Source organism: Flavobacterium sp. LM5 (assembly GCF_002017945.1).
Taxonomy (GTDB): domain Bacteria; phylum Bacteroidota; class Bacteroidia; order Flavobacteriales; family Flavobacteriaceae; genus Flavobacterium; species Flavobacterium succinicans.
This window is the reverse complement of the sequence record NZ_MUFX01000001.1, coordinates 1,311,625-1,332,172: the sequence shown is the minus strand read 5'-3', so window position 1 is coordinate 1,332,172 and position 20,548 is coordinate 1,311,625. Positions and strand designations below refer to the sequence as shown.

20 protein-coding genes, 3 tRNA genes and 1 pseudogene are annotated in these 20,548 nt (G+C 36.0%); 9 read left to right on the top strand and 15 right to left on the bottom strand.

Annotated features, from left to right (window positions below):
- Positions 1 to 10: 10 nt before the first annotated feature.
- From aspA to BXU11_RS05570, 13 genes and pseudogenes are all read right to left on the bottom strand, one after another.
- A pseudogene (gene aspA / locus BXU11_RS05630) lies at positions 11 to 1,419 on the bottom strand (aspartate ammonia-lyase).
- A 297-nt stretch (positions 1,420 to 1,716) separates the two neighbouring features.
- The gene (locus BXU11_RS05625) at positions 1,717 to 2,478 is read right to left on the bottom strand and encodes a DUF2490 domain-containing protein (protein ID WP_078211299.1); all 762 of its coding nucleotides are present in this window, start codon (positions 2,476 to 2,478) and stop codon (positions 1,717 to 1,719) included.
- Between the two features lie 274 nt (positions 2,479 to 2,752).
- On the bottom strand, positions 2,753 to 4,015 hold the full coding sequence (locus BXU11_RS05620; protein WP_024982463.1) for a hypothetical protein: 1,263 nt from the start codon (positions 4,013 to 4,015) through the stop codon (positions 2,753 to 2,755).
- Positions 4,016 to 4,357: 342 nt separating this feature from the next.
- Positions 4,358 to 5,020 (bottom strand): response regulator transcription factor, encoded by a 663-nt coding sequence (locus BXU11_RS05615; RefSeq protein ID WP_024982462.1) that lies wholly within the window; start codon positions 5,018 to 5,020, stop codon positions 4,358 to 4,360.
- 2 nt (positions 5,021 to 5,022) lie between these two features.
- Positions 5,023 to 5,814 (bottom strand): sensor histidine kinase, encoded by a 792-nt coding sequence (locus tag BXU11_RS05610; protein ID WP_024982461.1) that lies wholly within the window; start codon positions 5,812 to 5,814, stop codon positions 5,023 to 5,025.
- Between the two features lie 60 nt (positions 5,815 to 5,874).
- Entirely contained in the window at positions 5,875 to 6,351 is a 477-nt protein-coding gene (locus BXU11_RS05605; protein ID WP_223253675.1) for a hypothetical protein, read from the bottom strand.
- 184 nt (positions 6,352 to 6,535) lie between these two features.
- Positions 6,536 to 6,910 (bottom strand): hypothetical protein, encoded by a 375-nt coding sequence (locus tag BXU11_RS05600; RefSeq protein ID WP_024982459.1) that lies wholly within the window; start codon positions 6,908 to 6,910, stop codon positions 6,536 to 6,538.
- Positions 6,911 to 7,005: 95 nt separating this feature from the next.
- Positions 7,006 to 8,544, bottom strand: coding sequence for a replicative DNA helicase (gene dnaB, locus BXU11_RS05595; protein ID WP_078211298.1), 1,539 nt, complete (start codon positions 8,542 to 8,544; stop codon positions 7,006 to 7,008).
- A gap of 141 nt (positions 8,545 to 8,685) precedes the next feature.
- Entirely contained in the window at positions 8,686 to 9,639 is a 954-nt protein-coding gene (locus BXU11_RS05590) for an acetyl-CoA carboxylase carboxyltransferase subunit alpha (protein ID WP_024982457.1), read from the bottom strand.
- Between the two features lie 112 nt (positions 9,640 to 9,751).
- Positions 9,752 to 10,639 carry a DMT family transporter gene (locus BXU11_RS05585; protein WP_024982456.1) on the bottom strand — a complete coding sequence of 296 codons (888 nt, stop codon included), beginning with the start codon at positions 10,637 to 10,639 and terminating at the stop codon, positions 9,752 to 9,754.
- A complete protein-coding gene (locus tag BXU11_RS05580; protein WP_035717894.1) occupies positions 10,626 to 11,717 on the bottom strand; it encodes an LptF/LptG family permease in 1,092 nt (363 codons plus the stop codon). Before BXU11_RS05580 ends, BXU11_RS05585 begins: the two co-directional genes overlap by 14 nt.
- A 103-nt stretch (positions 11,718 to 11,820) precedes the next feature.
- Positions 11,821 to 12,951: a tRNA guanosine(34) transglycosylase Tgt gene (tgt, locus tag BXU11_RS05575; protein WP_078211297.1), complete on the bottom strand. Its 1,131-nt coding sequence runs from the start codon at positions 12,949 to 12,951 to the stop codon at positions 11,821 to 11,823.
- A 165-nt stretch (positions 12,952 to 13,116) separates the two neighbouring features.
- Positions 13,117 to 13,779, bottom strand: coding sequence for a transposase (locus tag BXU11_RS05570; RefSeq protein ID WP_078211296.1), 663 nt, complete (start codon positions 13,777 to 13,779; stop codon positions 13,117 to 13,119).
- 351 nt (positions 13,780 to 14,130) lie between these two features.
- Between BXU11_RS05570 and BXU11_RS05565 the strand changes: the two genes are divergently transcribed.
- From BXU11_RS05565 to BXU11_RS05550, 4 genes are all read left to right on the top strand, one after another.
- Positions 14,131 to 14,424, top strand: a complete 294-nt coding sequence (locus tag BXU11_RS05565) for a rhodanese-like domain-containing protein (RefSeq protein WP_024982452.1) — start codon at positions 14,131 to 14,133, stop codon at positions 14,422 to 14,424.
- A gap of 1 nt (position 14,425) precedes the next feature.
- Positions 14,426 to 14,740, top strand: a complete 315-nt coding sequence (locus tag BXU11_RS05560; RefSeq protein WP_078211295.1) for a rhodanese-like domain-containing protein — start codon at positions 14,426 to 14,428, stop codon at positions 14,738 to 14,740.
- A gap of 237 nt (positions 14,741 to 14,977) precedes the next feature.
- Complete coding sequence (locus BXU11_RS05555; RefSeq protein WP_024982450.1) at positions 14,978 to 15,826, top strand: transketolase; 849 nt, start codon at positions 14,978 to 14,980, stop codon at positions 15,824 to 15,826.
- A gap of 115 nt (positions 15,827 to 15,941) precedes the next feature.
- Entirely contained in the window at positions 15,942 to 16,895 is a 954-nt protein-coding gene (locus BXU11_RS05550) for a transketolase family protein (RefSeq protein ID WP_078211294.1), read from the top strand.
- Positions 16,896 to 17,176: 281 nt separating this feature from the next.
- Here the strand turns inward: BXU11_RS05550 and BXU11_RS05545 are convergent, their stop codons facing one another.
- Positions 17,177 to 18,166: an FKBP-type peptidyl-prolyl cis-trans isomerase gene (locus BXU11_RS05545; RefSeq protein WP_078211293.1), complete on the bottom strand. Its 990-nt coding sequence runs from the start codon at positions 18,164 to 18,166 to the stop codon at positions 17,177 to 17,179.
- Positions 18,167 to 18,244: 78 nt separating this feature from the next.
- Here BXU11_RS05545 and BXU11_RS05540 point away from each other — a divergent pair, with 78 nt between their 5' ends.
- Together BXU11_RS05540 and BXU11_RS05535 are read left to right on the top strand one after the other, a co-directional pair.
- Positions 18,245 to 18,637 carry an RNA-binding S4 domain-containing protein gene (locus BXU11_RS05540; protein WP_078211292.1) on the top strand — a complete coding sequence of 131 codons (393 nt, stop codon included), beginning with the start codon at positions 18,245 to 18,247 and terminating at the stop codon, positions 18,635 to 18,637.
- Between the two features lie 74 nt (positions 18,638 to 18,711).
- A complete protein-coding gene (locus tag BXU11_RS05535; protein WP_078211291.1) occupies positions 18,712 to 19,212 on the top strand; it encodes a phosphoribosyltransferase domain-containing protein in 501 nt (166 codons plus the stop codon).
- Here BXU11_RS05535 and BXU11_RS05530 read toward each other — a convergent pair.
- Entirely contained in the window at positions 19,204 to 19,722 is a 519-nt protein-coding gene (locus tag BXU11_RS05530; RefSeq protein WP_078211290.1) for a shikimate kinase, read from the bottom strand. The genes BXU11_RS05535 and BXU11_RS05530 overlap by 9 nt on opposite strands.
- A gap of 126 nt (positions 19,723 to 19,848) precedes the next feature.
- On the opposite strand from BXU11_RS05530, the gene BXU11_RS05525 reads away from it, so the two are divergent.
- The 3 genes from BXU11_RS05525 to BXU11_RS05515 all read left to right on the top strand — a co-directional run bounded on the left by BXU11_RS05525 (position 19,849) and on the right by BXU11_RS05515 (position 20,154).
- Positions 19,849 to 19,921 (top strand) — tRNA-Lys (locus BXU11_RS05525).
- Positions 19,922 to 19,959: 38 nt separating this feature from the next.
- Positions 19,960 to 20,032: transfer RNA gene (locus tag BXU11_RS05520), tRNA-Lys, on the top strand.
- A gap of 39 nt (positions 20,033 to 20,071) precedes the next feature.
- Positions 20,072 to 20,154: transfer RNA gene (locus BXU11_RS05515), tRNA-Leu, on the top strand.
- Positions 20,155 to 20,548 lie beyond the last annotated feature (394 nt).

Sequence of the window (20,548 nt, the reverse complement as noted above, 5' to 3'; positions counted from 1 at the left end):
TAAGATTAACTTATGCGTTAATAAACCTTGGATTAATCAAATTTTCTATAGAATAGATTTCATCCCATTTTTCTTGAGTAATTAATTTGCGTTCTACTACAGCAATTTGGTGTACGCTTTTGCCTGTCTTAAGAGCCTCTCCCGCTATACTTGCACTTTCTTCATACCCTAAAATTGGATTGAGCTGCGTTACTATACCAATACTATTCATCACTAAATCATAACAGTGTTGCTCATTGGCTGTAATTCCAACAATACACTTATCAATTAAAGTATGAATGGCTTTAGTTAAGTAATCCAAAGAGGTAAACATAGCAAAGGCGATTACAGGCTCCATCACGTTTAATTGTAATTGTCCTGCCTCAGCTGCCATAGTAACGGTTAAATCTTGACCAATTACATAGAAACACGTTTGGTTTACTACTTCTGGAATTACTGGATTTACTTTTCCTGGCATAATAGAAGAACCTGGTTGTCTTGCTGGTAAATTAATTTCATTAAAACCAGTTCGTGGCCCTGAACTTAACAATCGTAAATCATTACAAATTTTAGACACTTTGACTGCTGTTCTTTTCATGGTTCCCATAATTTGAACATAGGCGCCAGTATCTACAGTAGCTTCAATTAAATCTGGTGATAATGACAAAGGAATACCTACCTCTTTGGCTAAATAACTTACACATAATTCTGGGTAACCTTCTGGTGCATTCACTTTAGTCCCAATGGCCGTAGCTCCCATATTAATCTCGAGCACTAAACTTTGAGCCTCTTTTAGACGCTTAATATCTTCGCTAATTGTAGTGGCATAAGCATGAAACTCTTGACCCAAAGTCATAGGAACAGCGTCCTGTAATTGGGTACGTCCCATTTTTAGCACACTATTAAATTCTTTTCCTTTAGCGGTGAATGATTTTTCCAATTCAGAAAGTGACGCTATAAAACTTTCCATTTTTAGGTATAAAGCAATACGAAAAGCAGATGGATAAGCATCATTAGTAGATTGCGAGCAATTAACGTGATTGTTAGGATGCAAAAATTGGTATTCACCTTTTTTATGACCTAAATATTCTAAACCAATATTAGCAATTACCTCATTAGCATTCATATTAACAGAAGTACCAGCTCCTCCTTGAATCAAATCGCTAACAAATTCTTGATCAAATTTACCAGCAATTACTTGATCACTTCCATAACAAATAGCCTCAGCAATTGTAGCATCTAAAACACCACAGTCTTTGTTAGCTAATGCCGCAGCTTTTTTCACATAGCCTAGGGCTTTTATAAATAAAGGCTCTTTAGATATTGGAATTCCAGTAATGTTGAAATTCTCAACCGCTCTAAACGTTTGAACCCGTAATACAAATCATTTGGAATCTCTAATTCTCCTAAAAAGTCATGTTCTAATCTTGTTGATTTCATATTAAAAAAGTATTAAGATTGTTTAAAATTAAAATGTAAAATTATAAAACATATTTAACAAAAAATCAATTTTTAAGCCAAAAAATAACAATAAAGCATAATTTAAATATTTTTTAACTTAAATTAATATAATATACCTATTTAGTTAACATAAGCACGTCAAAAGTTATCAAAAACAAAAAAAAAACACAATTACCTGACAATGTATACTTTACAAAAGTAAAACAAAAAAAGCTAATGTTTAATCTTAAACATTAGCTTTTTATAAAGTTATAGTATTTTACTTTCTTAAATCAACTACTCGTCACCTGAGGCATGGTCATGATGAAAAATATCTTTGGTATTTCCTGTAAAGTAAAAGAAAAGACGAAGCGTGTGATTAGAGTCATATTGATAACCACTATATTTTTGTTGTATCACGTTCATGTATCCAAAATCATAACTCCATTTGGGATTGATATTTTGGCGAATCCCGATAAAAATACGGTTTTGATCCATTGAATTATAAACTACTTCTTTTCCAAAATGCATTAAAAGTTCGTCTGCTACAACTAAGGAAGGTAATTTTTTATCATTAAATACGGGAATTGTAAAACTTAACAAATAACGAATACGATTAGTAAACCGAGTGTCTACAGCTCTATCATTTACCATTTTATCTTGCCAACGTTGTTCATTACGAATACGTTGTAACATACTAACGTTTCCGATTTTGGATGAATATAATACTTGTTGAAAGATTCTGTTTTCGTCGGCAAAATTAGACCATTCCGGTTTTGAAGGCGCAAGCCACAAGTGAGCATAACCCGCAGCGAGAGTAAGTTTTGGATACGGACTATACGTAATCCCCGTTCTTGCAAAATAAAAATTTTCTTTATCTGCAAAATCCGTACGCCTAATATGAAAATCATTCATTGTTCCCCAACGGTCATTAAATTTTAGTACCGTATTAAGACTTATCCAAGTTTGTGCTTGATCGTTAATTTCTTTTTTTTGTGGAGTTTGTGCTGAGCTTAAATAGGTAATAAATAAAAACAGAACTAAAAAAATACGTGACATTTTATATGTATTTAAGATTAAAATTCAGAATCTATGTTTGGAATAGATCCCTTTACTATTCAAATCCAAATTTAAACATTTTCAAGGCAAGTACCCCAAAATACAACTAAAAAACCAATCCTACTCAGTTATAAGTAATTGATAGTCACTATATCGTTTTCATTTTTCAAGATCAAATCCTCTTTCTGAAGTATCCCTGACAAACACGTAAAAAAGAATGAATTAAACCCTGCAAATAAGGATTCTATAAAACGCTCACATATAAAACAAAAAATTAGGTTTTCAATTTTTTCTTTTTGGCTGCTGGAAACAATACATTGTTCAAAATCAATCGATAGCCGGGTGAATTGGGATGTAGATCGAGTACAGTAGCTGGATCACCCACTTGATGTTGAAAATCTTCGGGATCATGCCCACCATAAAAAGTGAACATACCTTTCCCTTTTTGTCCATGAATGTATCGGGCTTCACCATTAAGTTCACAACTTCCTAAAACAAGAATGTTTGATTTGACCAACTCGGCATCAAAAGCGGTGGTTTGTCCCATAAATCCTTTGACTAATTGAGTGTGATTTTGGCACAACATACTAGGTACAGGATCCCATTTTGCAGAAAATTCCATCAAGGTAAAATAATCTTTTTCCATTGGAATTTTTCGTCTACCTGTCATGTCGATATTAGAAAACTCATATTGTTCAGGTCGACGCTCCAAAGTGAAATTTTTAAAAGCAAAAGAACGCTCAAAATTCAACTGAGCTTGATAATTGGATGCACTTGCGTCCCCATCGAACATGGTTTCGCAAATATCAATTCCATTGGCAGCTAAAGCAATATCAAAACTATCGGTAGCAGAACACATAGCAAACATAAATCCACCACCAATCACAAAATGACTAATTTTTTGAGCCACCGCACCTTTTTCATCCGAGACTTTAGCATACCCTAATTTTTTGGCTAATAGCTCAGCTTCTTTTTTTTGCTCAATGTACCAAGGTGTATTTTTATAGGCACCATAAAATTTCCCGTATTGTCCCGTAAAGTCCTCATGATGCAAATGCAGCCAATCATACAAAACCAATTGATCCGTTAAAACTTCCTCATCATATACTGCCGTGAACGGAATCTCAGCATACGAAAGCACTAATGTTACAGCATCGTCCCAAGGCTGTTTCCCCTTAGGGGTATAAACGGCAATTTTAGGCGCTTTTTCTAACAAAACAGATTCTGTGTTTTGAGATGGACTAGCTATTTGTTTTAGTAATTCCACTTCTTCAGTATCAGAAATCAATTCGAAACTCACCCCGCGTATTTTACATTCTTTACGGATTTCAGGCGCATCGGGCAATAAAAAAGAGCCTCCTCTGTAATTAAGCAACCAACTGGCTTTGTAGTCTTTATCCAAACACCAATACGTAATCCCATAAGCTTTTAGATGATTTTGCTGAGAAAATTCATCCATAGGTAACAAGATAAAACCTGCATTGGCAACAATTGAGATTGTAAAAAAAATAAAACTATAGAAATATTTAGCATTCATAGCAACGACTGTATTTCGAAGTGATTAAAGAAGTGATCTATCCTATTTTATACCTAAAAAACAAAGTATCCCATTTCAACAAAAGTCTTCTGTTTTTCAAAAAAATAAGGAGTAAATAAGAAACACGTAAAACTACTTATTATCAATTTAATGAAACAAACTATTTTTGAAAAGTAAAAGAAAAACCTATGAAATATACTGTTAACTATAATAACCAAACCCCAAAGCACGTGGAAAACTCAGGCACCTTTAAAAAAATACTTATTTGCTTTTTGACTATTTTGTTGATCGCATTTTATGTACTATCCTTTCAGTTTTTACTGAGCAATTAACCAAATTAGTTTAGTCCAATTTGACTAATTCATTTTGTAAAGCATACACAACAAGGCCGGCTACATTTCTGGAGTCGGTCTTTAATAACAAATTCGTACGGTGCCCCTCTACCGTTCTTGGGCTTATAAAAAGATACTCTCCTATTTCATGTGCATTTTTTTGCTTACAAATTAATCGCAATACTTCAAGCTCTCGATCCGACAGCAAACTTTTATCCAACGGGCTTTTTAACTTACTACCTGACAACACCACTTCTTTTATCACCTTGCGAACATAATCTGAATAATAAAATCCTTTACTTGCGACTTCATTCAACGTGAAAACCAATTCTGCAGGGGAGGCATTTTTTAACATATACGACACCGCTCCAATATCAATCATATTGGCTACAAACGACTTGGTATCATAGCTCGTCAAAGCTATAATTTTCACATCCGGAAATTCTCTATGTATGATTTTTGTGGCTTCTACTCCATTAACAACAGGCATTTTCAAATCTGTAATCACAATATCAGGAAGGACCTCCGTTGATCTTAAAAAAGAAATCAATTCTTGTCCATTGGATGCTTCATGAAGAATAGAGAAATTAGGCTCACGCCCTAAAATGAACGCTAAGCCCTTTCGGAACAATTCTTCATCATCTACCAATACAATTTTAATATCTTGACTCATCGCTAAAAAATAATTTCTACGGTTACTCCCTTGTTCACTTCAGAATGAAAAGACAAACTCCCATTTAAAAATGAAACTCTACTTTCAATATTCTTTAATCCCAACCCTTTTTGATGTTCTTCGCAGCTTTCATCAAAACCAATACCATTGTCGGTATACAAACACTTAACGTATTGACCATCGGGCCTAAAACTAATGGTCATTTTGGTAGCTTTACCGTGACGAATGGAATTATTTAAGAGTTCTTGCAAAATTCGAAACACATGCAATTGCCTACGAATATCAGACTCTTCAAAAGTCACTTCGTTAGTATACTCCACTTGTACGCCTTTGGTGGAGCTAAAATCCATACACAATTCCTCGACGCCTGCATCCAAACCAAACTTTTCCAGCACTGGGGGCAACAAATCATGCGCAATTTTCCTTGAATTCTCCAAAGCCTTTCCGGTCAAGGTAATAACATTGGTTTTAATTTCTTCCAATTCAATAGCCGAAAGATTAGGAGTGGTTAACAAATGTGCGTTCAACGCTACCACATTCAATTTTGAACTAATATCATCATGCAAATCTTGTGCGATACGCTTACGCTCTGTTTCTTGCGTTTCGATTACTGCCTTTAATAGCTTTTTTTGGTGCGCAATTTCAGTATCCTTTTTTTCAATTTCTTTTTGGATAATTTTTTTTCTGGAAAAATAGAAGAACACTATAATGATCCCCGCCAAAATCATAAAAAAGAAAGAGGTGTATAGAATAACCAAAACAATCTCTTTTTCAGAAATGGAAGCTGATGTCATGCACTAGGTGGTATTTAATTTATGTTCTTAGACCGTCAAAAATAGTGCTTTTACGATTAACTATTGCTTATACTTCATATAAAAGTATGTTATTGCATTTTTTTTTTGTAGAAAACTCACCTTCCATTCGTACAAAATAAATAAATAGTAAATTACAATTAAGACTGAATTAAAAATCCAAAGTAAAAACTTGAATTCATTACTCAATTTAGCATTGATGTTTCCAACTACAAAAACCATGGTACTCGCTAATAAGTAAATAATAAGACCAATAGTAAAATAGTAATATTTCTTTACGGTGGTAAGCATATTGTACAAATGTATAACAGCAAACACAATGACACTCAAATTAGCAATCACTATAACGAACAAGTTATACTGAAAAAATTGCTCAGAATCGAGCCAACTCTGTATTCCTATGCCAGTTAAAACCAAAGCTGTTGTGCAATAAATTACCCTTTTTTGCACTTTCAAACAAGTTAAAGAACCATAAAAAAAACCCAACAAAATCATTTGCCCAATAAAAAATAAATTCATCAAAAATAAATTTTTTATATGCAAATGATACAATGCTTCCATACTTAACTGTATGATTGTGACAAATAACAAATAGAACAAGAAAAAGCCATTAACCTTTTCTTTTTTGAAAAAGCTAATGGCAAATAAACTCAAATTTAGCAATAAAATACCATATGCTAAATAAAGAAAAAAATCAACCATCTTAATTATTCATTGGACTCTCTGGATCTCCAAAAGGAGGGCATGGACGACCACCATCGAAAACAATTGGCTCATCTCCTAAAGTTTTAGCTACTCCTGCATTTTCTGGAAAAACATCTTCAAAAATCCCTGTTTTAGCATTCAATACTGTTCCTACCAACATCAAGGTTTCCTCGCCAGCTGTATTAATTCCTTTGTAGGCACGAACAGCATCGATTTGCTGGTTCATTACCATTTGTAGCGATTCTAACGGAATTAAATAGGCGTCTACTTTTTTAGATTTAGCCTTTTCCTTCGGCTCCTTGAATTTTTTTACCCATTCTTGAGCGGTTGGCAACGTGATTTCAATTTTTCCTGGGAATTTTTCTTCAGTCATAACGTAAAAATATATTGGTTAATAATAGTTTGGGCTAAATTAGAGTATTTTTAAGACTTAAGAAAAGAAAAAAAGGAAGAATTATCTTTTATAAATTAAAACGGTACATCACTATCATCATCAGGATCATTGTTAAAAGTACTACCAAAGGCTTCATGCGCTGTAGGCAAATTTTTAGTAAAGTCATCTTGATTCATACTTGACGGTAAATCGTCATAGCCACTACTATAATCCTCTAAGTTGTCGAATTTTCCTAAGTTACCCACAAACTTCAATCGCACATTTTCCAATCCACCATTACGGTGTTTGGCGATAATAAACTCGGCCTGACCTGCCGTTGGAGATTGCTCCTCGTCATCCCATTCTTCAATTTTATAATATTCAGGACGATAAATAAACGATACAATATCGGCATCCTGCTCAATCGCTCCCGATTCACGAAGATCCGATAGCAAAGGGCGTTTACTAGATCCACGGGTTTCCACCGCACGCGATAACTGTGAAAGGGCGATCACAGGAACATTTAACTCCTTAGCCAAGGCTTTCAAGTTTCGAGAGATGGTCGAAATTTCTTGTTCACGGTTTCCTCCTCCTTTTCCACCACCACCAGCAGTCATTAATTGCAAATAATCGACAATGATCAATTTAATACCATGTTGCGATGCCAAACGACGACATTTGGCACGTAAATCAAAAATAGAAAGCGAGGGCGAATCATCGATAAACAAAGGCGCTTTTTCTAAGTTTTTCACTTTGGTACTCAATTGTTCCCACTCGTGTTTTTCTAACTTACCCGTACGGAGTTTTTCAGAAGATAAGCCTGTTTCAGAAGAAATCAAACGGGTAATTAACTGCACCGACGACATCTCTAATGAAAATACAGCTACGGGTTTTTGAAAATCGATCGCAATATTACGCGCCATTGACAATACAAAAGCCGTTTTACCCATACCTGGACGGGCGGCAATAATAATCAAATCCGAAGGTTGCCAACCAGAAGTTACTTTGTCTAGCTTTTCAAAACCAGTAGCTACACCACTTAATCCTTCTTGACCTGCAATTTCTTCAATACGTTTCTTGGCTTGTAACACTAAACTTTGCGCCGTTTCGGAACTACGTTTCACGTTACCTTGGGTTACCTCGTATAATTTGGATTCAGCTTTGTCTAACAAATCAAACACATCGGTGGTTTCATCGTATGAATCTTCGATAATTTCGGAAGAAATTCGAATCAAACTACGCTGAATAAATTTTTGCAGAATGATTCTCGAGTGAAATTCGATATGCGCTGAGGATGAAATTTTTTGAGTCAATTGAATCAAATACAAATCGCCTCCTGCAAGGTCTAATTTGGCGTTTTTTCTCAACTGAGCCGAAACTGTTAATAAGTCAATAGGTTGAGATTCTGTAAAGAGCTGAACAATAGCCTCAAAGATGTGTTTGTGCGCCTCTTTGTAAAAAGCATCGGGTTGCAAAATATCAATAACCTCATCTACACCCTTCTTGTCAATCATCATAGCTCCCAACACCGCTTCCTCTATTTCTAGGACTTGCGGAGGTAACTTTCCTTTTTCTAGGTTAATAATAGTGGAACGATCCACTTTTACAGGGTTTATAGATTTAAAATTTTCCATGTTGCTAATTTAAATAAAAATAGAGATAAAGAAGGTTAGAGTTATAACAGTGTTATGTTCATAACTAACCTTTTTTTGTTGATAACCATAAAAAAAGTCCGAGAACCAAAGGCTTCGGACTTCGAAATTTAATGTAGGTTTTTACTCTTTAAAATGCCCCATATTACTGTATTTGTCCATTCTTTGAGCGATTAATTCGGTTGTTGATAAGTCTTTTAATTCATTGAACCCTTTAATAATATAATGCTCTACTGTTTTGAACGTTGTTTCTCGATCAAAGTGTGCCCCACCAAGCGGTTCAGGGATAATATCATCTACTAATTTTTGTTTCTTCATATCGGCCGAAGTCAATTTCAAAGCATCTGCGGCTTGTTCTTTGTACTCCCAGCTTTTCCATAAAATAGAAGAACATGACTCTGGAGAAATTACAGAGTACCAAGTGTTTTCAAGCATAAAAACGCGATCTCCTACTCCAATACCTAAAGCACCTCCCGATGCTCCTTCACCAATAATTACGGTAATAACAGGTACTTTTAAACGAACCATTTCAAGGATGTTTCTGGCAATGGCTTCTCCTTGTCCGCGTTCTTCAGCTTCTAGTCCAGGGTAAGCACCAGGAGTATCAACTAAAGTCACCACAGGAATTCCAAATTTTTCAGCCATTTTCATCAAGCGTAACGCTTTTCGGTAGCCTTCAGGATTGGCCATACCAAAATTTCTATACTGACGTGTTTTGGTATTGAATCCTTTTTGTTGACCGATAATCATAAACGACTGTCCGCCAATTTTACCTAAACCACCCACCATTGCTTTATCATCTTTAAAGCCACGATCCCCGTGCAATTCTAAAAAAGTATCACCACAAAGGGCACGAATATAATCTAAAGTATAAGGACGATTTGGATGTCTAGACAGTTGTACACGTTGCCAAGCCGTAAGATTTTTATAAATGTTCTTTTTAGTCTCTACCAGCTTCTTGTTAATCTCTTTACAAGTTGGAGCTACATCCACATCCGATTCTTTACCGATAAGGACGCATTTTTGCAATTGCTCTTCTAATTCTTTAATTGGTAGCTCAAAATCTAAATATTCCATAGGGTTTTGCGTTTGTATGAATTTGCAATTCAGGAACTGCAAATGTAAAAATTAAAAAGATAAACAAAAGATAAATTTATGTTTTAACTCCCGATTTATGCCTCAGTTTGGGTTATTGAACAGACTTTTCTTTATAATGCTTTACTACACCATTGAGGATCACCGTGATAACAATTAGCAAGGCACCCAAGTAAAATTCGGTACTCATTTTTTCTTTCCCACCGATAATAAAATAAGCCAAAACAATACCATATACCGGCTCTAGATTGGTCGTAAGCATCACGGTATAAGGCGATAATCGCCTCATGACTTTTACCGAAGCTGTAAAGGCATAGGCGGTACAAATGGAAGCCAACAACAAAATGAGCGCCCAGTTTTTTGGAGTCATGATGAAAAAATCGGTTGAAAAAGAGCCATTGAAAACAAAGTAAATAGTGATAAAAACAAAACCGGCTAAAAACTCATAAAAAGAAATCACAGCGGGTTCATGATGCTCGATCAATTTACCATTGAATAAAGTAAACACTACTCCTAAAACAATCGAAACCAAAGCCAACAACATACCGTTTAGGTAATTGATTTCTACTTGTAAGATTAAGGCTAAACCGGCCACAATGACTAACCCAAAAAACACTTCATACCACAATATTTTTCGCCCATAAAAAAGGGGTTCCAAAATAGAGGCAATAAAAGCACCTAAAGAAAAAACAGATAAAGTGATCGAAACGGTAGAAACTTTGATGGACTCAAAAAAGGTAATCCAATGCAAGGCAATCAACAAACCAACAAATACTAGTTTTAGCACCGCACTAAATGAAATTTGGAATGGAATTTTCTTTATCCATAAAAAACTTCCTAAAAAAACAGCGGCAAATAACATACGATACCACACTAAAAAGTCAGCATCAATAGTAATCAAGGCGCCTAATATGGCCGTAAATCCCCAAATAAAAACAATTAAATGAAGATTTAAGTAACTTTTTAAATTATCGTTTGGCATTACGTAATAAATAAATGGCTAAAATTCCGAAAAAGATATTGGGTAACCACACCGCTACCAAGGGAGAGAAAGAGGATTTTTCAGCGATAGTGCCGAAAATTTTATCAAAAAACACAAACGAAAAGGCAATTGCGATTCCGATGGCCAAATTGGTTCCCATACCACCACGTCGTTTCATGGCCGAGACAGAAACTGCAATAATAGTCAAAATAAAGGCTGAAACAGGAACACTGTATTTTTTATACAACACCACTAAATAGGTGTTGATATTTGAGGAACCACGTTTTCGCTCTTTGTCAATAAAGGCGTTTAATTTCCCTAAATTCAAAGTCTCAGCAATGTACACTACAGGAGTCAAATCTTCTAGATCAAAGGCCAAACGCATTTTTTTCTCTGGCGCCTTTTCAATTTTATCACCCAACTCCCCTAACGTACGTTTGGTATAATCATACAATGTATAGGTACTGTCTTTAGGATTCCATTTGATCCTGCTCGCTGTCGTTTTGGTCACCAATTGTTCTTTTTTAAACTTTTCTAACGAAAAATTAAAAGCCATTTTGGTTTCCGGATTAAAACTATTGACATAAATAAACTCATTCTCATTAATTTGACGATACACATCGGTATTATCACCTCGCATGGCTTCTTTACCACCACCTTTTAAATAAGTGTATCTAAAATTATTAAAACCTTCAGAAGCCGATGGAACCAAGAAAAACCCCATCAACATGACTAAAATCGAAACAATAGTCGCTCCAATGATATAAGGTCTTAAAAAACGACTGAAAGAAATTCCAGATCCCAATATGGCAATAATTTCGGTATTATTGGCTAATTTGGAAGTAAACCAAATGATTGACAAAAACAAAAATATCGGAAAAAGAGAATTCGCAAAATAAATGGTGAAGTTGTAATAATACAAAGCAATATCCCAAAACGGAATTTTGTTTTCCAACATTTTATTGATTTTCTCCGAAACATCAATTACAATTCCAATCGGGATAAACAACAATAACATTACAGCAAAAGTCGCCAAGTAGCGCTTCAGAATGTATTTGTCTATTATGGTTAATTTCATTATTTGAAGTTAGAGGTTAGAAGTTAGAGGTTAGAAGTTAGAAATTAGATAATACGTTATCATCGAACATTTCTAATCTCTAACTTCTGACTTCTGTTTTTTTTTACAATCTTTGGCTCATATTTTTGACCATCATATCTTTCCAAGGTCTAAAATCGCCGGCTAAGATATGTTTTCTTGCTTCACGAACCAACCACATATAAAAACCTAAGTTATGAATGGTTGCAATTTGTTTTCCTAAGTATTCGTTGGCAGCAAACAAATGGCGCAAATACGCTTTGGTGTAATGCGTATCTACATAGGTCATACCCATTTCGTCTAAAGGTGAAAAATCATCTTCCCACTTTTTATTTTTGATATTAATTGTTCCATTAGCAGTAAAAAGCATTCCGTTTCTGGCGTTACGCGTAGGCATTACACAATCAAACATATCGACTCCTAAGGCAATGTTTTCCAGAATATTGATCGGTGTTCCTACACCCATCAAATATCTGGGTTTGTCTTCGGGTAAAATATCACAAACAATTTCGGTCATCTCATACATTTCTTCGGCTGGTTCTCCTACTGAAAGTCCTCCAATAGCATTCCCTTGCTGTCCAGCATTGGCGATATATTCGGCCGATTGACGACGCAAATCTTTATAAGTACTTCCTTGAACAATTGGAAAAAAGGTTTGCTCATAACCATATTTATAAGGTACTTTTTCCAAATGATTGATACAACGATCCAACCAACGGTGTGTCATATGCATGGAACGCTGCGCATAACGAAAATCACAAGGATAAGGCGTACATTCATCAAAAGCCATGATAATATCGGCTCCAATAGTACGTTGAATCTCCATTACGTTCTCGGGTGTAAAAAAGTGATACGAACCATCGATATGTGATTTGAATTTCACTCCTTCTTCTTTAATTTTTCGGCTAGCCGATAATGAATACACTTGATAACCACCAGAATCCGTCAAAATAGGACGATCCCAGTTCATGAATTTATGCAAACCACCCGCTTTTTCCAAAATTGGGGTTTGAGGGCGCAAATACAAATGATAAGTATTACCCAAAATAATATCTGGATTAATATCGTCTTTCAGTTCGCGTTGATGCACTCCTTTTACCGTTCCAGCGGTACCCACAGGCATAAAAATAGGGGTTTCAATCACCCCATGATCTGTTGTAATACTCCCTGCTCTCGCTTTAGATTGCGTATCTTTTTGTAATAAATCAAATTTCATATCCTCTTTTTTCAGTGCGCAAAGATAATTTATTTAAGATTTACGAATTGCTATTTACCATTTTATTTAACACGAACGAAATGTCGCTGCATACAGACAGGACATCTGTACGAACAGGGCATCTGTACAGACAGAACATCTGTACGGACAGGTCGCGACCTGTCCCTACGGTGCCGCAAAAAATGTATCGGCATGCCAACGCAATGGATTCGTCTGTATATAATTAAAAATCCTTTCATATGAAATCGCATTTCTGATAATGTGATCATGAAAGGAACGCTGCCACGCAAAAGACAACAATCCCTTTAGATGAATATGCTTCGAAGACGTGGTTTTGTAGGCTCCAATTAATTCTGATAACGACTTGATTTTAATCTCCTCATCTGAAACCAAATTTTTATCTATCTCTAAAATTGCATGTACATGATTGGGCATAATTACAAAACAATGAATTACAACATAAGGATATTGCTCTTCTAACCAATGCATTTGTTTTTTGGCTATCTGACCATATGCATTCAAATTCATTTGTATTTCATCTGTTTCATTTTTTTCTTCTTCATTGTAATGAATCGAATTACTCAAATGCTGATCATTCGAATGCGAATCCTGTACGGACAGGTCGTGGTTTACATTAATGGACAGGTCGTGGTTTTGATTTCGGGACAGGTCACGATTTACATAAATGGACAGGTCACGACCTGTCCCTACAGGAATGGATCCAAAACAACATATTCTATTTTGAACACAAATGGTAATGAAATACAAATTATCCTGCGAATAATCAAATCCTTCCTTTCGATTTCTTTTCCTATTTTTTCTTTTCATTCTATTATAATTTTTTTCGGATGGGACAGGCGTAATGTACGGACAGGTCGCGACCTGTCCCTAGGCAATATCATTAATTAAAAATCAAATCATCACATAATCAAATATAAAAATAACATTTAAAATACTACAAATTAACATGCCTTATTTGAAATTAAATTTGCAAATTGGAACAGGTCACGAACAAATGAACTGGACAGGTCACGAACAAATGAATCTGGACAGGTCACGAACAAATGAATCTGGACAGGTCACGACCTGTCCCTACAGTGTAACAATTGTTACACAAAACCTCATTTTGTACCTTTATCTTTGCCTAACTCAATTCAACAACAACTAAATTGAATTCCTATGACCTTAGAACATTTAATTAAAGAAAAACATGGCACCATTGTAGACGTTAGAACTCACGAAGAGTTTATGGGCGGTCATGTAGCCACGTCTATCAATATTCCTCTGAATGAAATTCCCGAGCGTCTTGAAGAAATGAAAGCCTTACCTAGTCCTCTTATTTTGTGCTGTGCTTCTGGTGGCCGAAGTGGTCAAGCCGAGCATTTCCTCTTACAACATGGTATTGATTGCACAAACGGAGGTTCTTGGTTGAACGTGAATTTTTATCAATCTTTACAAAACAAAATCGATTAACATGATTACTTTTTTAAAACGTATTTTGGGTCTGGGACCTACTACAAACTACAAAGCATTATTGCAACAAGGCGCCATTATTATCGATGTTCGAAGCAAAGGCGAATACAATAGCGGCCACATTCAAAATTCTCTAAACATTCCCGTAGACGCACTAAGGCTAAATTTAGGAAAACTTAAAAACAAAAACCAGATTATCATTACGTGTTGCGCCTCAGGTATGCGAAGCGCATCGGCCAAAAGCATCTTAAAAGCTAATGGATTTTCAGAAGTATACAACGGTGGTGGATGGGCAAGCTTAAAAAGCAAATTATAAAACAAGAAGTATAGGGTTTGTGGCTCACGATGTATCCTTTTGCCACACTTCCTCCTTCGCAACAACATTCGAAAAGATTGGCTATACGCTAATCTTTTTTTGTTTCAGAGGCTTTAAATACAGCCCGAAATTATGGCAGGATGCTATTTTCGAATTATAGGGGAAATTGCACCCGAAATCATTGGTCTTCCCAAAAATAAAAATTACTTTTGCAGCAGTTTAACTTTTACACACAAAATGAAGCCTAACACACAACAATTAAACGATTTAACTATCCAAGTTAGAAGAGATATTCTTCGTATGGTACACGCTGTTAATTCTGGACACCCAGGTGGTTCTCTAGGATGCACAGAATTTTTGGTTACTCTTTATCAATATTTAATGGATCGCAAAGAAGGATTTGACATGGACGGTATTGGAGAAGATGTTTTCTTCCTATCGAATGGTCATATTTCGCCTGTATTCTATAGCGTATTGGCTAGAAGCGGTTATTTTCCAGTAGCAGAATTGGCTACGTTCCGTTTATTAAATTCTCGTTTACAAGGACACCCTACTACACACGAAGGATTACCTGGAGTACGTATGGCTTCTGGTTCCTTAGGACAAGGACTTTCTGTAGCGTTGGGAACTGCTCAAGCTAAAAAATTAAATGGTGATTCACATATCGTTTATACGTTACATGGAGACGGCGAATTGCAAGAAGGTCAAAACTGGGAAGCGATTATGTATGCTTCTGCAAAAAACGTAGACAACCTTATTGCTACCATCGACGTTAATGGGAAACAAATTGATGGAACTACTGACGAAGTATTGAATATGGGAAGCCTAAAAGCTAAATTTGAAGCTTTTGATTGGGATGTTCTTGAAATCAAAGAAGGAAACAACATCGAAGCGATTATTGCTGGAATGACCGAAGCTAAAGCTAAAACTGGAAAAGGAAAACCAGTTTGTGTGTTGTTGTACACTGAAATGGGTAATGGTGTTGATTTCATGATGCATACACATGCTTGGCACGGAAAAGCGCCAAATGATGCTCAATTAGAAAATGGTCTAGCACAAAATAGTTCAACTTTAGCAGATTATTAAGCTCCTCATCCTCCAAAAGGAAAAAAAGCTTAGTTAAATAATTAGAAAATAAAAAATTATAAATCCTATTTACCCCAATAGGAACTCCCCTCCTTCGGAGGGGTTGGGGAGGCTTATGAAAAAATATACAAATACAGGAAGTAAAGATACTCGTTCAGGTTTTGGAGCGGGAATGACTGAATTGGGTCAAAAAAACGAGAATGTAGTAGCACTTTGTGCGGATTTAATCGGGTCATTGAAATTTGATGATTTCAAAAAAAATCACCCAGAGCGTTTTTTCCAAATCGGAATTGCAGAAGCCAACATGATTGGAATTGCAGCTGGTATGACTATCGGAGGAAAAATTCCTTTCACAGGAACATTTGCTAACTTTTCTACTGGTCGTGTGTACGATCAAATTCGTCAATCCGTTGCTTACTCTGATAAAAATGTGAAAATTTGTGCATCACACGCAGGTTTAACCCTTGGAGAAGATGGAGCAACCCACCAAATCCTTGAAGATATTGGATTAATGAAAATGTTGCCTGGCATGACCGTAATCAACACTTGTGATTACAATCAAACCAAAGCAGCTACGATCGCTTTAGCCGATCACCACGGCCCAGCTTACTTGCGTTTTGGTCGTCCTGTGGTGCCTAACTTTATGCCAGCAGACGAACCTTTTGTTATCGGAAAGGCAATTTTATTAAACGAAGGAACAGATGTTACTATCGTTGCAACAGGCCACTTAGTTTGGGAAGCTTTAATCGCTGCTGAAGCTTTGGAAGCTAAAGGAATCTCAGCAGAAGTAATCAACATCCACACCATCAAACCTTTGGACGAAGAAGCTATTTTGAAATCAGTTACCAAAACGAAATGTGTAGTGACTGCGGAAGAACACAACATCTTAGGTGGTTTAGGCGAAAGCGTTTCGAGAGTTTTAGCTCTAAATAATCCTGCGCCACAAGAATTTGTAGCCGTAAATGATAGCTTTGGAGAGTCTGGAACCCCAGAACAATTAATGGAAAAATACAAGCTAAACAACCAAGCGATTGTTGAAGCTGTAGAAAGAGTATTGGCTAGAAAATAATTTTTTATCCATCCCAAAATCATCCCGTCTTGTGTATACTTGGCGGGATTTTTTTTATCTATTAAACGAAACACAAATTTCTCAGATTGACACAGATTAAAAAATTAGCCCAAAACAGTTTAGCATGAAAAGAGTCGGAGACTCGACCGATATTGTAACGCTGAATTTCAATCCAGCGCCTTTGAAACGCAGATTTAAAAAAAATAAAACCTCAACTAACTGCACAAAAAAACCGCTCCAAAACTGGAACGGTTTATTATATGTTTAAAACTACGTTTTCTTTAATTCTGACATTTTGGATCCAAGTGTCTTTTCTTGCCATTCCCTCCTGTACAAAGAGGAATATCGGCAAAATCATAATACAATGTTTTTCCATTGGCGTCTTTATATGAACGCTCTAATTTAGTCGTATAACCATCACCATCATCATCCACATCCAAGAAATCAGGTATCCCATCCCCATCCGTATCGTCTGGATTAACAGGCTTGTTTGGATAAAGAATCTCACTTCTGAAATCATATAAATACCCATCACCATCTATATCTTCCAAATAGGAAGGAATACCATCAGGACTAAAGGTTCCGTTAATTTCTCTATCCAAATCCGATCGTTGAATTTCATATAATTTAATATTAAAAGTGATTGGTGCATAAGCAGGAATCGTACCACTACCACTACTAAAATAGGCCAATCCAGAAGGAATAAAAACTACACCTGCTCCAAAATCTTTATACGAAACTGTACCATCAGCATTTGAAGAATAAGTCCCTTTTCTCAACTTAGGAATGAATTCGGAAAATCCTGTTAAGGCGTTTGAAAGCAGATAAAAATCATTTCGTTGGAATTCAGTTGCCGTTAGTGTCGTAACTCCATCTTTGGTCACCTGCTGCAAATAATCCCCCTTATATCCTATAAAATAACTATCTACATTACATGGAGATTCCCCTTTTCCCTCATTTAAAATCAAATAATACAACTTGTATTTTATGCCATGCAAATCCACTTCTCTAAACTGAATCGGGTACTTAGTTTGCTTCATTATGGAAGTTTGAGTACCTCCAGCAGGGATTTTAGTGATTTTAATATCAAAATCAGCAGTAACCTCTTCTATATAAAAAGTATTTAAGTATTCTTCAATGTCCTTAATATCGGTAGCATATTGCACGCTATATTCTCTCGGCGGTGTCAACTCATCTTCTTTATCTTTAGAACATGAAAATAATGCCAACGTTAGCATTGATAAAATAAAATAAAACTTAATTTTGTTCATTAGTACTAGTTTTTAGGTGCGCAAGATACAATTTAGATTGATTTTGATGAAGTATTTAACTTTGATTTTTGAAAAATTATGCGAATAGATAAATATTTGTGGTGCGTTCGGTACTACAAAACCCGTAACATGGTTACCGAAGCTTGCAAAAAAAACCAAGTCACTGTAAATGGTCAAGTTGCCAAAGCCTCGAAGGAAGTTTTTCCTACGGATGTCATCACCTTTCGTAAGGATCAAATCACACAAACCATCACCGTTTTGGATGTTCCCGAAAGCCGTTTGGGAGCCAAATTAGTCGATATGTATCGCCGAAACGACACGCCTGCAGAAGTCTATCAACATCTTGAATTACTAAAATTATCCAAAGAACACTATCGCAAAAATGGCACCGGACGCCCTACCAAAAAAGATCGACGTGACATTGACGAGTTTGGCAATGTGATTACTACAGACGACGAAGTCTTATTTTAGTCTACAAAACACAAACTCTTGCTTCAGGCATCACTATCTTTTCATTTTTACTAAATAAATTAAAAAATAAAACTATGAGCCAAAATATCATTTTATCCCATCAAGAAATCGAACATAAAACCAAGCGAATTGCTTATCAAATATACGAAACCTTTGTAGAAGAAGAAGAAATTGTCTTGGCAGGCATTACCAAAAACGGTTATCTCTTTGCTCAAAAAATAGCCGCAGCATTGGCTTTGATTTCTCCAATTAAAGTATCGCTTTGCGAAGTGATACTCAACAAACACCAACCTGACTTAGCCATTCGCACTTCATTATCCAAAGAAAACTACACCAACAAAGGATTAGTTTTAGTGGATGATGTATTGAATTCCGGCACGACACTCATCTATGCGGTGCGTCATTTCTTAGAAGTTCCCTTAAAAAAATTCAAAACCGCAGTACTCATTGATCGAAACCACAAAAAATATCCTGTAAAAGCCGATTTCAAGGGGATCTCATTATCGACTTCTTTATTTGAACACGTACAGGTGGTTTTTGAAGATTCGGGTAACAGCTACGCTTATCTAAGCTAAAAGTAGCTCAATACTTGTCACAATTTCGGAGACAGACTTCCCATCAATAGGAAGGATATGCTGAGCTTGATGATAATAAAAACTTCTATCGAACAAATGTTTTGCGATAAACTCTTTCAATTCCTCCTCATTTAGGTTGGCAATTACGGGACGTTTACTTCTATTCTTAGACAATCGCTCAAACAATGTGTCGATAGAAGCTTTTAGGTATATAGAAATAACCTCAGGCTGCTGCAACAACACATGATTATTAGCGTAACATGGCGTTCCACCACCAAGTCCAAGGATCAGATCGCCAGGCATGGCCAATACTTCTACAAAAGCTTGGTGTTCTACTTTACGAAAATACACCTCGCCATGCTTTTCAAAAAGCGCTTTGATCGACAAATTAGTCTTTTCTTCAATAAAATGATCCAGATCTAAATATGATATTGCTGTTTTTTGAGACAGGTTATTAGCAATGGTTGACTTTCCACAGCCCATATACCCTAATAATACTATTTTCTTCATGATTTTAAAGCCCTACTAACTAAGGGATTGTAAGTTTTTAATAAAAAAAGACAAATTTATAATAAAAACGCTTGGAAACTTCGAAAAAAAGTATGTATATTTGCACCCGCATTCAGGGAACGAAATGACTCGATAGCTCAGTTGGTAGAGCACATCACTTTTAATGATGGGGTCCTGGGTTCGAGCCCCAGTCGGGTCACAAATAGTGTGAACTAGACATACGTTTCTTGAATGATTGACTCGATAGCTCAGTTGGTAGAGCACATCACTTTTAATGATGGGGTCCTGGGTTCGAGCCCCAGTCGGGTCACAAAGGTTATTCGTTGTACGGGTAACCTTTTTTGTTTTCGGCCACGTGGAGAAACGGTAGACTTGCCATCTTGAGGGGGTGGTGCTCGTAAGGGCGTGTGGGTTCAAATCCCACCGTGGTCACATTTTTTTTAGAGCAATAAATCTTGTATTTGTTGCTCTTTTTTTGTTTGGAACATTTTAAAGGATCAAGGGATCAAGTTCAAAAGGGATCAAGTTCAAAAGTTGGGGATTATGCAAAAAGATTAGATAATCTGAATAAGAAGAAATCTATCTTTATTACCCCTCTAAACTAGCTTCTAAAGGCTTTTATTTCCAATTACCTTGATATTGCTGGATTGAAATCCAGCCCTACAATATTAGTCGAGTCTACGACTCTTTTTTTTAGCGACCGGAGTTCCTTTGGAAAAGATTGATTTTGTAAAATCAATTCTTGTACTTGTGCTGGATTGAAATCCAGCCCTACAATATTAGTCGAGTCTACGACTCTTTTTTTTAGCGACTGGAGTTCCTTCGG

Coding starts and splice junctions, on each gene's coding strand:
- BXU11_RS05625 (WP_078211299.1), bottom strand. CDS start 2,478: ATGTCACGTATTTTTTTAGTTCTGTTTTTATTTATTACCTATTTAAGC.
- BXU11_RS05620 (WP_024982463.1), bottom strand. CDS start 4,015: ATGAATGCTAAATATTTCTATAGTTTTATTTTTTTTACAATCTCAATT.
- BXU11_RS05615 (WP_024982462.1), bottom strand. CDS start 5,020: ATGAGTCAAGATATTAAAATTGTATTGGTAGATGATGAAGAATTGTTC.
- BXU11_RS05610 (WP_024982461.1), bottom strand. CDS start 5,814: ATGACATCAGCTTCCATTTCTGAAAAAGAGATTGTTTTGGTTATTCTA.
- BXU11_RS05605 (WP_223253675.1), bottom strand. CDS start 6,351: ATGAATTTATTTTTTATTGGGCAAATGATTTTGTTGGGTTTTTTTTAT.
- BXU11_RS05600 (WP_024982459.1), bottom strand. CDS start 6,910: ATGACTGAAGAAAAATTCCCAGGAAAAATTGAAATCACGTTGCCAACC.
- dnaB (WP_078211298.1), bottom strand. CDS start 8,544: ATGGAAAATTTTAAATCTATAAACCCTGTAAAAGTGGATCGTTCCACT.
- BXU11_RS05590 (WP_024982457.1), bottom strand. CDS start 9,639: ATGGAATATTTAGATTTTGAGCTACCAATTAAAGAATTAGAAGAGCAA.
- BXU11_RS05585 (WP_024982456.1), bottom strand. CDS start 10,639: ATGCCAAACGATAATTTAAAAAGTTACTTAAATCTTCATTTAATTGTT.
- BXU11_RS05580 (WP_035717894.1), bottom strand. CDS start 11,717: ATGAAATTAACCATAATAGACAAATACATTCTGAAGCGCTACTTGGCG.
- tgt (WP_078211297.1), bottom strand. CDS start 12,951: ATGAAATTTGATTTATTACAAAAAGATACGCAATCTAAAGCGAGAGCA.
- BXU11_RS05570 (WP_078211296.1), bottom strand. CDS start 13,779: ATGAAAAGAAAAAATAGGAAAAGAAATCGAAAGGAAGGATTTGATTAT.
- BXU11_RS05565 (WP_024982452.1), top strand. CDS start 14,131: ATGACCTTAGAACATTTAATTAAAGAAAAACATGGCACCATTGTAGAC.
- BXU11_RS05560 (WP_078211295.1), top strand. CDS start 14,426: ATGATTACTTTTTTAAAACGTATTTTGGGTCTGGGACCTACTACAAAC.
- BXU11_RS05555 (WP_024982450.1), top strand. CDS start 14,978: ATGAAGCCTAACACACAACAATTAAACGATTTAACTATCCAAGTTAGA.
- BXU11_RS05550 (WP_078211294.1), top strand. CDS start 15,942: ATGAAAAAATATACAAATACAGGAAGTAAAGATACTCGTTCAGGTTTT.
- BXU11_RS05545 (WP_078211293.1), bottom strand. CDS start 18,166: ATGAACAAAATTAAGTTTTATTTTATTTTATCAATGCTAACGTTGGCA.
- BXU11_RS05540 (WP_078211292.1), top strand. CDS start 18,245: ATGCGAATAGATAAATATTTGTGGTGCGTTCGGTACTACAAAACCCGT.
- BXU11_RS05535 (WP_078211291.1), top strand. CDS start 18,712: ATGAGCCAAAATATCATTTTATCCCATCAAGAAATCGAACATAAAACC.
- BXU11_RS05530 (WP_078211290.1), bottom strand. CDS start 19,722: ATGAAGAAAATAGTATTATTAGGGTATATGGGCTGTGGAAAGTCAACC.